This is a genomic window from Acinetobacter sp. DL27 (genome assembly GCF_055810995.1).
In genome coordinates, this window is sequence record NZ_CM147947.1 from 1,107,734 (window position 1) to 1,122,931 (window position 15,198).

12 protein-coding genes are annotated in these 15,198 nt (G+C 41.5%); 8 read left to right on the forward strand and 4 right to left on the reverse strand.

What is annotated here, in order from left to right:
* The first annotated feature begins 142 nt into the window (after positions 1 to 142).
* Complete coding sequence (locus AC0KVP_RS05350; RefSeq protein ID WP_473339486.1) at positions 143 to 598, forward strand: Lrp/AsnC family transcriptional regulator; 456 nt, start codon at positions 143 to 145, stop codon at positions 596 to 598.
* An 87-nt stretch (positions 599 to 685) separates the two neighbouring features.
* Here AC0KVP_RS05350 and AC0KVP_RS05355 read toward each other — a convergent pair whose 3' ends face one another.
* The gene (locus tag AC0KVP_RS05355; RefSeq protein ID WP_201702871.1) at positions 686 to 1,198 is read right to left on the reverse strand and encodes a hypothetical protein; all 513 of its coding nucleotides are present in this window, start codon (positions 1,196 to 1,198) and stop codon (positions 686 to 688) included.
* Between the two features lie 429 nt (positions 1,199 to 1,627).
* On the opposite strand from AC0KVP_RS05355, the gene AC0KVP_RS05360 reads away from it, so the two are divergent.
* The 4 genes from AC0KVP_RS05360 to AC0KVP_RS05375 all read left to right on the forward strand — a co-directional run bounded on the left by AC0KVP_RS05360 (position 1,628) and on the right by AC0KVP_RS05375 (position 5,649).
* Entirely contained in the window at positions 1,628 to 2,794 is a 1,167-nt protein-coding gene (locus AC0KVP_RS05360; protein WP_473339488.1) for an ATP phosphoribosyltransferase regulatory subunit, read from the forward strand.
* Between the two features lie 69 nt (positions 2,795 to 2,863).
* Positions 2,864 to 4,183, forward strand: a complete 1,320-nt coding sequence (locus tag AC0KVP_RS05365) for an adenylosuccinate synthase (RefSeq protein WP_004696178.1) — start codon at positions 2,864 to 2,866, stop codon at positions 4,181 to 4,183.
* A gap of 200 nt (positions 4,184 to 4,383) precedes the next feature.
* Positions 4,384 to 4,689, forward strand: coding sequence for a hypothetical protein (locus AC0KVP_RS05370; protein ID WP_473339492.1), 306 nt, complete (start codon positions 4,384 to 4,386; stop codon positions 4,687 to 4,689).
* Positions 4,690 to 4,875: 186 nt separating this feature from the next.
* Positions 4,876 to 5,649, forward strand: coding sequence for a M48 family metallopeptidase (locus tag AC0KVP_RS05375; RefSeq protein ID WP_004982314.1), 774 nt, complete (start codon positions 4,876 to 4,878; stop codon positions 5,647 to 5,649).
* A 110-nt stretch (positions 5,650 to 5,759) separates the two neighbouring features.
* Here AC0KVP_RS05375 and AC0KVP_RS05380 read toward each other — a convergent pair whose 3' ends face one another.
* Complete coding sequence (locus AC0KVP_RS05380) at positions 5,760 to 6,809, reverse strand: NADP(H)-dependent aldo-keto reductase (RefSeq protein WP_473339498.1); 1,050 nt, start codon at positions 6,807 to 6,809, stop codon at positions 5,760 to 5,762.
* Between the two features lie 187 nt (positions 6,810 to 6,996).
* Positions 6,997 to 7,704: a cAMP-activated global transcriptional regulator CRP gene (gene crp / locus AC0KVP_RS05385; RefSeq protein WP_332476898.1), complete on the reverse strand. Its 708-nt coding sequence runs from the start codon at positions 7,702 to 7,704 to the stop codon at positions 6,997 to 6,999.
* A 147-nt stretch (positions 7,705 to 7,851) separates the two neighbouring features.
* On the opposite strand from crp, the gene AC0KVP_RS05390 reads away from it, so the two are divergent.
* The 3 genes from AC0KVP_RS05390 (at position 7,852) to AC0KVP_RS05400 (ending at position 12,758) form a co-directional block, all read left to right on the forward strand.
* Positions 7,852 to 8,274, forward strand: a complete 423-nt coding sequence (locus AC0KVP_RS05390; protein WP_473339503.1) for an OsmC family protein — start codon at positions 7,852 to 7,854, stop codon at positions 8,272 to 8,274.
* A gap of 389 nt (positions 8,275 to 8,663) precedes the next feature.
* A complete protein-coding gene (gene clpB / locus AC0KVP_RS05395) occupies positions 8,664 to 11,243 on the forward strand; it encodes an ATP-dependent chaperone ClpB (RefSeq protein ID WP_473339507.1) in 2,580 nt (859 codons plus the stop codon).
* 228 nt (positions 11,244 to 11,471) lie between these two features.
* On the forward strand, positions 11,472 to 12,758 hold the full coding sequence (locus AC0KVP_RS05400; RefSeq protein ID WP_473339509.1) for a DUF945 family protein: 1,287 nt from the start codon (positions 11,472 to 11,474) through the stop codon (positions 12,756 to 12,758).
* Between the two features lie 123 nt (positions 12,759 to 12,881).
* Here AC0KVP_RS05400 and rlmKL read toward each other — a convergent pair whose 3' ends face one another.
* Positions 12,882 to 15,086: a bifunctional 23S rRNA (guanine(2069)-N(7))-methyltransferase RlmK/23S rRNA (guanine(2445)-N(2))-methyltransferase RlmL gene (gene rlmKL / locus AC0KVP_RS05405; RefSeq protein WP_168158935.1), complete on the reverse strand. Its 2,205-nt coding sequence runs from the start codon at positions 15,084 to 15,086 to the stop codon at positions 12,882 to 12,884.
* Positions 15,087 to 15,198 lie beyond the last annotated feature (112 nt).

Below are 15,198 nucleotides of genomic sequence, written 5' to 3' on the forward strand. Positions count from 1 at the left end.
AGGTTTTGGTGCAGTAGGTGAATAAGTTTAGGCTTTTTCCGAAGATATTTTTTGCTTTATTTAGCTTAATATAGATATTGTTTGGAATAATATGCTGTGATTGGTTAAGTCTGAGCAAAATTATGCTTTAAGGATGGAATTTATGGATCAAACAGATAAGCGGATATTGCAAGTACTACAAACCGACGGAAAACTTCAAAATAATGAGCTGGCTCAGCGCATTGGACTGTCTGCCTCACCGTGTTTAAGACGAGTAAAACAACTAGAAGAAGACGGAATTATTCGGGCTTATGTGGCTTTGGTTGATCCTGTTAAAGTGAATCTGAGATTGACCGTGTTTGCACGCATTTGGCTAAAAAGTCAGGATCCGCAAACGGTGAACCAATTTGTTGAATCGATTCGTGAAGTTCCTGAAGTGGTCGAGTGTCATTTAATGGCAGGGGATTGTGATTTTTTTTTACGTATTGTGGTTGCAGACTTAGACGCCTATCGACAGTTTCAAATCCATCGTCTAAATAAAATCCCCAATATACAAAGTATTAAAACAGAAATTCCGTTGCAAAATATCAAACAAACCACAGAATTGCCGATTTGGTAGCTCAAAAGTTGATAGCGAAATCGCCCGTGAATGCGACAGCATGACTCAAAGTGATAGACTTGCACTCTAGTCATGCTGCTTAGGGTGTTATGACTCTTCGTTTAAAAAGCCTTCTTTAATTTCTTTAGGTAGATCTGCGTGCCACCATGCATAAATACTGGCTTTAATTTCTTCATCTTCTTCAGGATCATTTAGAGGTTCATCATCTTCACGAACCAGTTCATCACCTTCAAATTTGAACCAAAACTCCCAAGGATCATCATCACCGCAACCCCATGCTTGCGCATGGATGTCTGGAAGCAAGGCTTTCAGGAAGAATAAAATCGCTTCCATGAACTCATCACCTGATGAACCATGGACAAAGTGTGCGATGGAATAACCCGCGAGGGAGTATAGTGATTCAGGACCTAAGTCAAACTCGATATTATCGACGGTATTTAAAATATCTTCGGCCAGTTCAGCACCATGTTCTGGATTGATGTCACAGACTAAAGCTGTAAATTGACTCGCATCGCCGCGATGTTCTTGAAATAATCGGTCTAACTTTGACATGATTTGAGCATCTGCATGCTTGTAATATAAGTTGCTATGCATTTCCATCGAATTTTCCCCAAGTAAAAAATATGTGATTAAAAGTGCTATCGGTATAACGCCGTTGTATTTATTTTTGCTGTCAAATTGAGCTGAAGTATAAAAGAATGTGCCTTTTGTGCAAGCATAGGTATAATTGGAAATAAAATATAAAACAAAGTCTTATATGAATTTTTCCAATCTGTGCAGAGCACTAGGATGAGTTAATATTATTGATTCTGATACTTGGGCATTGTCTAAAGCCATGTTTTGAATGGCTCGCTCAAAATCGGTAAGAATGTATAAAGTTGTTAACGATGACATCGAAACGATAAATTAAATTTTCCGAAATTGTCTAATGCACAGCACATTGTATCGTGATAGACTAAGAGAAATCGGGTGTGCCCCGATTTTTTTATGCGGATTCGTTCCGCGCAGACAAGATTTTAGGTTTACAACATGCCCATTTCAGAGACATGGTTATTACCTGATGGTGTAGCTGATGTACTACCAGAACAGGCGCAAGTGATTGAAACTTTGCGTCGTCAAGCATTAGATTTCCTCGCAACTCGAGGTTATCAGTTGGTGTACACGCCATTCATTGAATACATCGAATCGTTATCTTCTCTATCAGAATCGAATCAAGATTTAGACTTAGCCACTTTTAAAGTGATTGACCAGCTTTCTGGTCGTTTGCTTGGTGTGCGTGCCGATATGACACCACAAGTGGCTCGTATTGATGCGCATGTACATCCAGTTGAAGGCGTTGCTCGCTATTGCTATGCAGGAACAGTCCTACATACCAAACCACAGGGCTTTAATACCACGCGTACACCTTTGCAGTTAGGTGCCGAGTTATTTGGTTCAGACAGCATCGATGCCGATGTGGAATTGATTGATGTGATGATCAGCCTGCTTGAAAAAACAGGTTTTGTAGACGGTATCCATTTGGATTTAGGCCATGTGGGTTTATTCCGTAGTATGGTGAAGTTTGCGGGGTTAAACAAAGCGACTGAACGCCAACTCTCTGATTTATACCAACGTAAAGCTCTGCCAGAATTGGCAGAATTTACCCAAGATTTAAATTTTGGTGCAGACTTTTATACTTTAGGTCGTTATGCAAGTGACTTAGCTGCCTTGCAAACGCATTTAAGTGCAGAAGTCATTGCCGATACTGAATTTAAGCAAGCTTTTGATGCATTAAAAACCACACAATCTGAGATTCAAGCGCGTTGGCCAAATCTTCAGATGGGTATTGATGTGGTTGAGCTACGTTCGTATCACTACCATACAGGCTTAATGTATGCCGTTTATGCACCAAACCGTGCTGCGCCATTGGCACAAGGTGGACGCTATGACGGGATTGGTGAGCACTTTGGGCGTGCACGTCCAGCAACGGGCTTTAGTTGTGACTTATATGCACTTAGTGCAGGTCGTTTTCAGCAAAACAGTCTTGTGGTTGCACCCAAAGGTACCCAAACAGATTTGATCCAAGCGATTGAACACACGCGTGCTCAAGGCATGAGCGTGATTCAACTTTTGGGGCAGGATGATTTAACTACACTTCCGTATGCAACGCACCAGTTGGTGAATGTTGCAGGTCAATGGACTGTAGAACAGATTTAATCACTTCTTCAGGTAAGCTAAAACCTGAGAAGTTCTTCAATTTTAACAGCATGATGCAATGAGGCTATTATGGGCAAGAATGTTGTGGTACTCGGTACCCAATGGGGCGACGAAGGTAAAGGTAAAATCGTCGACCTGCTCACAGATCAAGCGGCTGCGGTCGTTCGTTATCAAGGCGGACATAACGCAGGTCATACACTTGTCGTTGGTGGTAAGAAAACTGTATTACACCTCATTCCATCTGGTATTTTACGTGAAAACGTACTGTGCTTAATTGGTAACGGTGTGGTACTTTCTCCTGAAGCGCTCATCAAAGAGATGGACATTCTTGAAAAAGAAGGCGTGCCAGTTAAAGAGCGTCTACGTATTTCTCCGAACTGTCCACTGATTTTGCCAAATCATATTGCTCTTGACCAAGCGCGTGAAATCAAGCGTGGTAATGCAAAAATTGGTACCACTGGTCGTGGTATTGGCCCTGCGTATGAAGACAAAGTTGCACGTCGTGCAATTCGTGTTGCAGACTTGGTTCGTGGTGGCGAGCATCTTAAAGCTCAGTTAACTGAACTTCTTGAGTACCATAACTTCCAATTAACACAATTCTACGGCGTAGAAGCAGTTAAATTAGAAGATGTACTTGCGCTGTGTGATCAATGGCGTGAAGTGGTTGCACCACTTGTGATTGATGTCACTACAGAGCTGCATAATTACCGTAAAAACGGTGATAACATCATGTTTGAAGGTGCTCAAGGTTCACTTCTAGATGTTGACCATGGTACATATCCGTATGTAACGTCTTCAAACACGACTGCTGGTGGCGTAAGCTCAGGTTCAGGTTTGGGTCCATTACATCTTGACTATGTGTTGGGTATTACCAAAGCATACACAACACGTGTAGGTGCAGGTCCGTTCCCAACTGAGTTGGTTTATGACGCTGCAAATGACGTAGGTGATGCTATTGGTAAGCACTTAGGAACTGTTGGTTCTGAATTTGGCGCTTCTACGGGTCGTCAACGTCGTTGTGGTTGGTTCGATGCTGAAATCCTTCGTCGTTCTGTAGACGTAAACTCACTTTCAGGTATTTGCTTAACTAAACTTGATGTTCTTGACGGTTTAGAAGAAGTGAAAATCTGCGTAGGTTACGAAGCTGCTGATTCTGGTTGTGTTGGTTCTTCTGATGCGCTTGCATTTGAAACTTTAAAACCAATTTACGAAACGATGCCGGGTTGGTCTGAGTCTACCTTTGGTGCGAAATCAATGGATCAATTGCCACAAGCAGCGATCAACTATGTAAAGCGCATTGAACAATTAATCGAATGCCCAATCGATATCATTTCTACAGGTCCAGACCGTGAAGAAACGATTGTTTTACGTCATCCATTTGACGCTTAAGCGATAAAGCATTGAGTGAAAAACCCTGTCTAGTACAGGGTTTTTTATTTGTGCGATACATTTGTACATGAGCTTGACAGATATTGATTTAAGCTACTGAGCTGGAATAATTTTCCCGACTAAAGTTGCATGAATAAGCACGACATAATGCATAAGTGCTTGTTAGAATAAAATGCACAATAAACAGATGAGCAGGCAGGATGCAAAAGAATATCGCGGGAACTATTTTTTACTCACTACTTTTTGCTATGGGTGGTGCGCCAACAATCGCGATGATGATTATTCAAGGGCAAACCACCGATCCAGACGTGATTTATAGTGCGCTCATTGGATTGTCTGTGATTATTGCTTGTATCTTGGTGCCAATCATATTGCTCCAAAATGCATTTCTGTTTGCAAAGCGTAAAAGTGCGATCCTTGAAAAAAAAATTGAACCCTTAAGCCATCTGTATTTAGGTTTAAATATCCTCTGTTTGGTTTATTGGCTTTTGATTCAGTTTATGTAAGTAAGTTTAAGGTGGTGTGTAGATAAGGTTCTACAACTGAAATTTGGCATATTGTGCTTAATTGTGAAGATATTTTTACATAATTGCTATGATAAAACGCGGTGATGATATTTAACACTTTAAATCTATTCAATATAATTCAGCACATTATGTAAAATGCTTTGAGATGGATGGAGTTAAGCAATAATGAAAAATAAAATATTAATGAGTTTGTGTGCAGCTAGTGTGGTTACCATTTCAGGTTGTGCAACTTTTGCGGAAGTGGCAGGTGCAGACACTGCAACATTAAATGCAGCAGCAACCCAAGGCTTCAACAAAACAGTGAATGAAGCACGAAGCACAAAGACCTTAGATACCTCATCTACGACCTATAAGCGTATTTATGGTGTATTCAATCGCTTGAAGCCATATGCTGATCAAATGAATCAAACTGGAACGAAATTTGACTGGCAGTTGGCAGTACTTAAGTCAAATCAGGTCAACGCCTATGTTGCACCTGGTGGTAAGGTGGTGTTCTACACAGGTATTGTAGATAAATTGAACCTAACTGATGCTGAAATTGCAGCGGTGATGGGACATGAGATGGTGCACGCTTTGGAAGAACACTCGAAGAGTAAAGTGGGTGCTCAGGCATTAACGGATTTGGCCTTGGGAATTGGTCTAAGTGCGGCAGGTGTAGGTCAAACGGGTTCAGCAGCAGCGCAGTTAGGTAGTCAAATTGGTATTGGCTTGCCATACTCACGTAGCCTAGAAAGTCGTGCAGACCAAGGTGGTTTAATGTTGATGGCTAAAGCAGGCTATAACCCTCAAGCTGCAATTAGTCTGTGGGAAAAAATGAATAAGCTTGATGGAGCAGGCGGTTCTTCATTCCTGTCGACGCACCCATCAAATAGTCAGCGTATTGAAGCAATGCGTAAGAACTTAGCTGCTGCTCAAGCGGTTTATAATCAAAGACGTTAATTCGTTTTTGAGTAAAAAAGGACGCCAAGGCGTCCTTTTTTAATATCAGTTGATGATTTTGAAAATCATCAATTATTTGTGACAGATGAAGCAGTGCTTTATTGTATGACTCAGGGTGCTGGATTAGGTTGTTGCTGATGGATAGCTTGAATACCCTGTAAAACATCTTCGGATAAATCAATCTCAAAGGCTTGAATATTTTCTTTCAACTGGTCTAAGTTGGTCGCCCCAATAATCGTACTGGTCACAAAAAATTGCTGCTTGATAAAGGCTAGAGCCAGTTGTGTCGGCGTTAAACCATGACGTTCAGCTAGTTGTGCATACTGTTCTGTTGCCCATTCACTCTCTGGGTTGCTGTAACGACTAAAGCGGCTGAAAAGTGTCACGCGAGCATTGGCTGGGCGTGCACCATTGCGGAATTTACCTGTGAGATAGCCAAAAGCAAGTGGGGAGTAGGCGAGTAAACCAATGCCTTCATATTTCGCAATTTCCGACATACCAATTTCATAGGTACGGTTCAGTAGACTATATGGATTTTGCACAGTGACAAATTTAGATAGACCAAGCTGTTCTGCAACCTGTAGAAACTTCATAGTGCCCCATGGTGTCTCATTAGATAAGCCAATATAACGGATACGTCCTTTTTTAATCTCTGCTTCTAATGCTTGTAGTGTTTCTTGCAAAGAGGTCACGGTTTGCATGTTATTGGCTTCACTGTTTTCGTAGCCTAATTTGCCGAAAAAGTTGGTTGGGCGTTGTGGCCAGTGTAGCTGATATAAATCGATATAATCGGTCTGTAAACGCTTTAGGTTACCATCTAGGGCCGAAGAAATGTCACTTGCATTAAAACGAGTCTGTCCATCACGAATATGACTACCGCCTTGAGATGGCCCCGCAATTTTAGAGGCTAGAAAGAGCTTGTCCCGACCGCCACGCTGGGCAATCCATTGACCAATAATACTTTCGGTTGCACCTTGGGTTTCAGGTTTTGGAGGAACAGGGTACATTTCCGCAGTGTCCCAAAAGTTGATGCCTTGTGCCAAAGCATAGTTAAGTTGTTCAAAGGCTTCAGCTTGAGTGTTTTGCTCACCAAAGGTCATGGTGCCGAGACAAATTTCAGGAACCAAAATGCCTGTATTGGCTAAGGGTTTAAATTGCATTCAACATTTCCTTTTATGGACTGCGTTTTTTCGGTCGAATTAGGTTACACAGTTATGCCCAGTAGGTTAAATCACTATTTTTACAAAGTTTGTCATGATTTTGTCAAAGCAGAAGCAGATTTAAAGACATAAAAAAAGCAAATCCTAAGATTTGCTTTTGGCTGTATCAGCTACGAAGAAAAACGTCTTATTCTTCGTCTTCATAGTCATCAGTATTTGCTTTTGACTCTTCTAAAGAGGCATCAAAAATTAAGATGGCTTTACCATCAGTTTCGATCATGCCTTGCTCTTCTAGTGTTTTTAAAACACGACCAACCATTTCACGTGAACAACCGACAATACGTCCAATCTCTTGACGCGTAATACGAATTTGGCGGCCATTTGGTAAAATCATCGCTTCAGGTTGCGAAGATAAGTCGATTAGGCAACGTGCAATACGGCCTGAAACATCGATAAAGGCAAGGTCAGTTACTTTACGGGTAGTATTTTTTAAACGGCGTACCAGCTGTGCAAATACTGCATAGCTCAGGTCAGGGTATTGTTTGCTGAGTTCATGGAAGTTTTCATAAGTCACTTCAGCAATTTCGCAAACATCACGGGTACGTACTTCAGCAGTACGTTGTGAGTTTGCTTCGAATAGGCCCATTTCCCCAAAAAAATCACCCGCATTTAAATAAGCGACCACGATTTCACGTTCATCGTCTTCACGCAGAATAATGGAGACCGAACCTTTTAAAATCAAATATAAAGATTTAGATTCTGAGCCTGCATCTACGATGGTGGTACGCTTAGGATAACGATTAATATATGCGCGTTTTAATAATGCTTTGACTGACTCGGGGAGTTGACCTGGAGACAGCGCATCAGTGCTTAATTGTGAAAAGCTTGAAGTCATGCTAACGGTTCCGAAAATGGATAAAATATAGATCGCACAGACCTAGGGTGAACTTGTCACACAGTCAGAGCTGAAATTCCTTATCAACTCAATTTATGTTAGTGTACAGTCACTTCGTCAATCTATAGCTTTTTTTAGGTACTTGCAATGCAAACAACTGTTCATTGGTTAGAGAATGTTGCTTTCGAAGCAAAAACTCAAAGTGGTCACAGTGTTATCATGGATGGATCTCCAGAATATGGTGGTGAAAACCGTGGTCCAAGACCAATGGAATTGATCCTGACGGGACTGGGTGGTTGTGCCTCTTTTGACATCGTGACTATACTTAAAAAATCACGCCAAGAAATTAGCGATGTACGCTGTGAACTCAAGGCAGAGCGGGCAGATAGCATCCCTGCAGTGTTCACAAAAATCCACTTACATTTCGTTATCACGGGTTATGCGGTGAAGGAAAAACAAGTCGCAAAAGCTGTGGAATTATCGGCAGAAAAGTACTGTTCTGCGAGCAAAATGTTGATGGATGGTGGGGTTGAAATCACCCATGATTTTGAGATTATTGCAGCAAATTAAACGCTGACTTTTAAGTCATTTGAGGCTGATCTAGTGATCGGCCTTTTTCATGCTTCACGCTTTTGTTTTGATTCCGTAAACTGGGACACAATTCATCACACGAATAAATATAAAAATGAGTTGTTTGTTTGATTGATAATTGATCAAATGATTTTGGTGGTCACTCATTCATACCTAGTCGTGGTCTTTAATATATAAATAATCTAGGTTGACGCTTGAAAATAAGGCGGAGAAGACCCATCTTATAACCGAGTCTTATTGGTTTATTGTTAAGATAAGCTAATGAAAAATAACTTAAAATGTAGAAAGATTAATAAATTTGAATTGAATTTTAAGCAACTGTTCCCATATATCCATCAAGTTCGAAATTTGTTGTGAGGAAAACAAGAATGCGATTTGAAAAATTCACAAACCGCTTACAGCAAGCTCTCTCAGATGCTCAATCACTTGCAGTGGGGAAAGACCATACCGCAATTGAAGGTATTCATATCTTATCAACATTGTTAGAAGAAACCTCCAATCTGAGTTTGTTGCAACAAGCGGGTGCCAATTTACCTGCTTTACAAAGTAAATTAAAACAAGCGTTAGCTGATGCACCAACACTGACGAATCCTACAGGGGACGTCAACTTAAGTTCAGAGGCAGTCAAAGCACTGAATTTGGCAGATAGCTTTGCGCAAAAAGCAGGCGATGAGTTTTTGTCTACCGATTGGGTGATGCAAGCCTTGGCCGAAGTGGGGGCAACTAAAACGCTACTCAACAGTGTGGGCGTGCAAGCAGAAAGCTTACGCAAAGTCATTTTAAAAATTCGAGGTGATGAGAAAGTCATGAGCAACAATCATGAAGATCAACGTGATTCTCTGAATAAATACACCATTGATTTAACTGAACGCGCACTTGCAGGTAAGTTAGATCCTGTGATTGGGCGTGATGATGAAATTCGTCGTACCATTCAAGTTTTGTCGCGTCGTACCAAAAATAACCCAGTGTTGATTGGTGAACCAGGGGTGGGTAAAACAGCCATTGTTGAAGGCTTGGCACAGCGGATTATTAACCGTGAAGTACCTGAAAGCCTACAAGGTAAACGTGTTTTATCCTTAGATTTGGGTTCTTTGCTTGCGGGTGCCAAATACCGAGGCGAGTTTGAAGAGCGCTTAAAAGCAGTACTGAAAGATTTGTCTAAACAAGATGGTGAAGTCATTTTGTTCATCGATGAATTACACACGCTGGTAGGCGCTGGTAAAGGCGATGGTGCGATGGATGCAGGTAATATGCTCAAACCTGCTCTGGCACGTGGTGAGCTACGCTGTGTTGGTGCAACCACATTAGATGAATATCGCCAATTCATTGAAAAAGATGCTGCGCTAGAGCGTCGTTTTCAAAAAGTGTTGGTCGATGAGCCGAGTGTGGAAGATACCATTGCGATTTTACGTGGGTTGAAAGAGCGCTACGAAGTGCACCATGGCGTGAAAATTTTAGACTCTGCCATCATTGCAGCAGCGAAAATGTCACATCGTTATATCACCGACCGTCAATTGCCTGATAAAGCAATTGATTTGATTGATGAGGCTGCTTCTCGTATCAAAATGGAGCTGGACTCTAAGCCAGAAGCTCTGGATAAACTTGAACGTCGTTTGATTCAATTGAAACTACAACTTGAAGCAGTGAAAAAAGATGAAGATGCAGGTAGTCGTGCGGAAGTCGCTCATCTTGAAAAGCAAATCAGTGAAGTTCAACGCGAATACAATGATTTAGAAGAAGTTTGGAAAGCTGAAAAAACCTTAGTTGAAGGTACCAAACAAGTTCAAGCTGAATTGGATCAGGCTCGTATTGCGTTGCAAAAAGCGCAGCGTGAAAACGACTTGGGTGAAATGTCGCGCCTTCAGTATGGTGTGATTCCAGAGCTGGAAAAACGTCTCAATGAAGAAGAAGTCGTTGAGGAAAAAGAAGAGCCGAAACTACTGCGTAACAAAGTCACTGACAATGAAATTGCAGAAGTCGTTAGTGCTGCTACGGGGATTCCAGTAGCCAAAATGATGCAAGGTGAACGTGAGAAACTTCTGCATATGGAAGAGTTCTTACATAACCGTGTCGTTGGGCAGGATGATGCTGTAGTTGCAGTATCCAATGCAGTTCGTCGTTCGCGTGCTGGCTTGTCTGACCCGAACCGACCGAGTGGCTCGTTCTTATTCTTAGGTCCAACGGGTGTTGGTAAAACAGAGTTGACCAAAGCACTGGCAAACTTCTTGTTTGATAGTGACGATGCCATGATTCGTATCGACATGTCCGAGTTTATGGAAAAACACTCTGTCAGTCGTTTGGTGGGTGCGCCTCCTGGTTATGTCGGCTACGAAGAAGGTGGTGTGTTAACCGAAGCTGTACGCCGTAAACCGTATAGTGTCGTACTGTTCGATGAAGTAGAAAAAGCACATCCCGATGTGTTTAACATCTTGCTCCAAGTGTTGGATGATGGTCGCCTAACGGATTCACAAGGTCGCGTGGTTGACTTTAAAAATACCGTAATCGTTATGACATCGAACTTAGGTTCGAGTGATGTGCGTGAGTTGGGTGATAATCCTTTGGATGAAGAAGTGCGAGCAGTGGTGATGAATGCCGTGACGCAACATTTCCGTCCAGAGTTTATCAACCGTATTGATGAGTTAGTGGTTTTCCATTCACTCAAAAAAGCGCAAATTCGTGGTATTGCAGATATTCAATTGGATCGTTTACGTGATCGTTTGGTTGAAAAAGATATGCGCTTAACGGTGGATGATCAAGCCTTTGACTTATTGATTGACGCTGGTTTTGACCCAGTTTACGGTGCTCGCCCATTGAAACGTGCCATCCAACAACAGGTTGAAAACAACTTAGCGCAAAAAATATTGTCTGGTTACTATGTGGCTGGAGACAATATTATGATCACTGCACATGATGGTCAGTTGAGCTTTGATAAAGTGAAAATGAGTTAATCATTTACATGGTTCATTGAAACTAAAAAACCCAGCTTCGGCTGGGTTTTTTATTGCGGGACAGAAATGTTAAAAGATGACATTTTTAAGCCAAAATGTGACGTAAGTTTTCACATTTATGTGATGGGTGTGGCATCTAAGTAGTTTATTTGCAAAACAATTATCTTTATTTGAAGATTCTCTTTATAATTTATATTAATAAAAAACAAACAACTTGAGATAGAAGAAATGACTCAATTGAAGTGGGGTATTGGAGGCGTACTTACGCTTGCTGTGGTCGCAGTAGGGGGTAATCTTTATGCAGATAAAAGTTTGAAGGCTTATTATCAACACAGCACCAAACAGTCGAATGATTTAAATTTGCAATATCAACAATTTCAAATGGGTGCTTTAAATGGCAGTGCGAACTGGACCGCTGAATTAGTACTAGACCCATGTAAACCGAAAGAAGTGATCCAATTGAAGGGGCAGGATCATATTCAACGGAGTTGGAATGGATATGCGATTCGTTCAGATATTAATATTACGCAAGCACCTGGCGCACTTCAGTCTTTGTTGAAGGAACCACTTAAAGTACAAAGCAAAGTGAATTGGTTGGGTACTTTGAATAGTACCTTGACTACGCCAGTGATTACCCGCAATGAGGCTCAACTCCAGTCTAGATTAGATCCGATGACATTAAAGTTTCGGGCAAAACCGATCGAACAACAGTTAAAGATACTGGATTTACAGCTTGAAATTCCGAATCTCACAGTCACCGATCCAAATATACATTTGCAAATGGTGGGGCTAAAGCTAGAAAGTAACCAAGGGCTGAATGGTGAGTATCTTGAGGCGGGTGAAACCAAAATTAAGATGGATCTACTGAAAATGTCAGATCGAGATATCAATAAACCTACCAATGCCGAACTAAAGAATTTTAGTATAGAAACGCAAAGTGAACTGACAGACCGAGTTGTAAACACTGAAATGTTATTGCGTCTAGATGAAATGAAAATGCCTTCAGCGCCCGCTGTCCAAAACGTACAGTTTAATTTTAATGTACTCGATATAAACCGACAAAAATTGCAGACGTTGTTTGATATTTTGGCGAAAAGTGAAAACAGTTGTTTGGCAAAAGAGGCAATGGAAAAAGATATGGAGCCTGCTTTATTGGCAGTGATTAATGAAGGTTTCCGTTTTGAATCAAAAGAGAACCAATTTGCTATTGGGGAAGGGGTTGCACAAGCGAGTGTGACGGGGCGTATTATGCCGAGCCACCAATCGACGGTGATGGGTATGGTGAAAATGATGCCGAGTTTAATGGAATACAGAGCAGATATTCAGTTTGATAAAAATATGATCTCGCGCATCATGAATAATTATCTGCAAAAAGGAGGCATCAGCATGTCTGATCAAGAGATCGAAAGCATGCTTTCGACGATGCAGAGTTCAGGGCAGGTGAAACGTGAAGGGAGTGTCATGAAAATGTCAGTTGATTACAAATATGGGCAAACCAATTTCCTGACTGAATAATGTAAAAGATGATGATCTAACATAATAAAAGGGACGTATTTCGTCCCTTTTTTATATCTGAAAATTGTCTAATGCAAAATTTAGCGAAGATGAAAGACCTGCTGGTATTTCATCTTCAGTGCATTAGTTTTTTGGATGGGTAATTTTCCATGCACGGTGGATTTTTTGATTGCGCTTGAAATCAGGCCCAATGGTTTCACTGGTAATTTCTTCGACATCAAAGAATGCTAAAATTTCTTCGTCCATTTCAAAACCACGGTAGTTGTTCGAGAAGTACAAAGTACCATCCGTAGTTAAACGGTTCATCGCGCGTTTGAGCAATGATAAATGGTCGCGTTGTACATCAAAGGTACCGTAGAACTTCTTCGAGTTTGAGAAGGTTGGTGGGTCAATAAAGATCAGCTCATACTGTTCATGACCTTCTTTTAACCACTCAAAACAATCACTAGCAAAGAACTGATGTTGTTCATCGGCATGATCGACTGTTAAGCCGTTCAAGACGAAGTTCTCTTTAGACCAGTTCAAATATGTATTTGAAAGATCAACGCTGGTGGTACTTGCCGCACCGCCTAAAGCTGCATGTAAGCTGGCTGTAGAGGTATAGCTATAGAGGTTCAAAAAGTGCTTACCACGCGCTTCTTGCGCAATGCGTAAGCGGATTTGACGGTGGTCGAGGAACAAACCTGTATCTAAGTAATCGGTTAGATTGACTAAAATTTTTGCTTTGCCTTCCTGCACGATAAAACGCTTAGAAGCAGTACTTTGCTTGGTATACTGGTTTTTACCTTCTTGGCGAGCACGTGTTTTGATAAAGATCGCATCACGGCCTAAACCTGTTACCGCACGAATCGCCTGTAAAGCAAGGTTGAAACGCTTTTTGGCTTTTTCAGGATCGATTTTTTTCGGTGGCGCATATTCTTGGACGTGTAAACGTTCACCATACAAATCGACTGCGACGTTAAAGTCTGGAAGGTCAGCATCATATAAACGTAAACAGTGAATGTTTTCTTTTACTGCCCATTTCTTTAAGGTCTGCATGTTCTTTTGTAAACGGTTAGCAAAGTCTTCAGCACCTTCAATCGCTTCAAACTGTTGCGGTTGCCATGTTTCCAAGAAAGGTTTGACTACTGCAACTGGCTTAACTGAACCTGAACGTACGTAAATTGGCAGTTTACCATTCATCAAACGCATGGTTTGCGGGTCATTCAGCGCCAATACATCGGCTTGCTCGACGGCTGCGGCGATAACTGCTGCGGTTTGATTTGGGAAGTTCTTTTGCAGCAAAGCAGATAAGCCTAAATATAAAGCACGGTTTGAGGCTTTATCACCCAAACGCTCACCGTAAGGTGGGTTGGTCACAATAAAGGCTGTTTTTCCTTCGGCTTCAAAGTTTGGCCAATCGGCTAAAGTTCGTTCTTCGATTTGGATCTGGTCAAGTACACGTTCAAAACCAGCAGCAATAATATTTTGCTTGGTGGCTTTTACCGCTTCCCAGTCTGCATCAAATGCGTAGAACTTAGGGAGAGGTTGTTCCAAGGCTGTTTGATGGCGTTCAGCTGCTTCCGCTTTAATGCTCATCCACAGATCATGATCATGGCCATTCCAGCCATTGAAACCGAAACGACGAACTAAACCAGGTGCGCGGTCAGTCAGCATCATCAATGCTTCAATAATAAACGTCCCAGAACCACACATTGGGTCAAGGAAAATATCGGGTCTTTTTGCAAGGAGCTTAGCTTTTTGTAAAATCGCAGCGGCTAAGTTTTCTTTAATTGGGGCATCGGTCATATAACGACGGTAGCCACGTTTATGTAATGAATCACCAGATAAGTCTAAACAGTAGGTGTGTTCAGTTTTTCCTGCGAGTGCATAAATGGTAATTTCAGGTTGCTTAATATCAATACTTGGACGCTTACCAACAGCTTCCATGAATGAATCCACGATACCGTCTTTTACACGTAGAGTTGCAAACTGGCTGTTCACCTTAATTTCACGTTCAATATGTAAACGAACGGCGAAGGTGCTTTGTGGTGCAAAAATCAGCGACCAATCAAAGTTCATTGCACCTTCGTAGAGCTCTTCAGCAACATCACGTGCGTCATGGCTAAATTCCAGCTCATGGACATGAATTGGTGCGAGTACACGCGACGCAAGACGCGACCACATACAAATGCGATAGGCATGTTCCAGTGTACCTTTGAAAACTAAACGCCCAGGAAAACGTTCAATGTTTTGAACACCTAAACCTTCTAATTCTTCTTGGAGTAAGGTTTCTAAGCCATCGGCACACGTAACCCAATAGCTGCTTAAACGCGAAGCGGTTTTCATAAATTTGAGAGACCAAAATAAAACAAAATAAACTCGCTAAAGTTTAACGTATTTTGCCTCTGAATGGTTTTTTAAATATGCCTCTACTCAGCGGAAATATTAAAATAAATGA

Coding starts and splice junctions, on each gene's coding strand:
- AC0KVP_RS05390 (WP_473339503.1), top strand. CDS start 7,852: ATGCAAACAACTGTTCATTGGTTAGAGAATGTTGCTTTCGAAGCAAAA.
- AC0KVP_RS05355 (WP_201702871.1), bottom strand. CDS start 1,198: ATGGAAATGCATAGCAACTTATATTACAAGCATGCAGATGCTCAAATC.
- AC0KVP_RS05360 (WP_473339488.1), top strand. CDS start 1,628: ATGCCCATTTCAGAGACATGGTTATTACCTGATGGTGTAGCTGATGTA.
- AC0KVP_RS05375 (WP_004982314.1), top strand. CDS start 4,876: ATGAAAAATAAAATATTAATGAGTTTGTGTGCAGCTAGTGTGGTTACC.
- AC0KVP_RS05380 (WP_473339498.1), bottom strand. CDS start 6,809: ATGCAATTTAAACCCTTAGCCAATACAGGCATTTTGGTTCCTGAAATT.
- AC0KVP_RS05350 (WP_473339486.1), top strand. CDS start 143: ATGGATCAAACAGATAAGCGGATATTGCAAGTACTACAAACCGACGGA.
- AC0KVP_RS05365 (WP_004696178.1), top strand. CDS start 2,864: ATGGGCAAGAATGTTGTGGTACTCGGTACCCAATGGGGCGACGAAGGT.
- rlmKL (WP_168158935.1), bottom strand. CDS start 15,086: ATGAAAACCGCTTCGCGTTTAAGCAGCTATTGGGTTACGTGTGCCGAT.
- crp (WP_332476898.1), bottom strand. CDS start 7,704: ATGACTTCAAGCTTTTCACAATTAAGCACTGATGCGCTGTCTCCAGGT.
- AC0KVP_RS05370 (WP_473339492.1), top strand. CDS start 4,384: ATGCAAAAGAATATCGCGGGAACTATTTTTTACTCACTACTTTTTGCT.
- clpB (WP_473339507.1), top strand. CDS start 8,664: ATGCGATTTGAAAAATTCACAAACCGCTTACAGCAAGCTCTCTCAGAT.
- AC0KVP_RS05400 (WP_473339509.1), top strand. CDS start 11,472: ATGACTCAATTGAAGTGGGGTATTGGAGGCGTACTTACGCTTGCTGTG.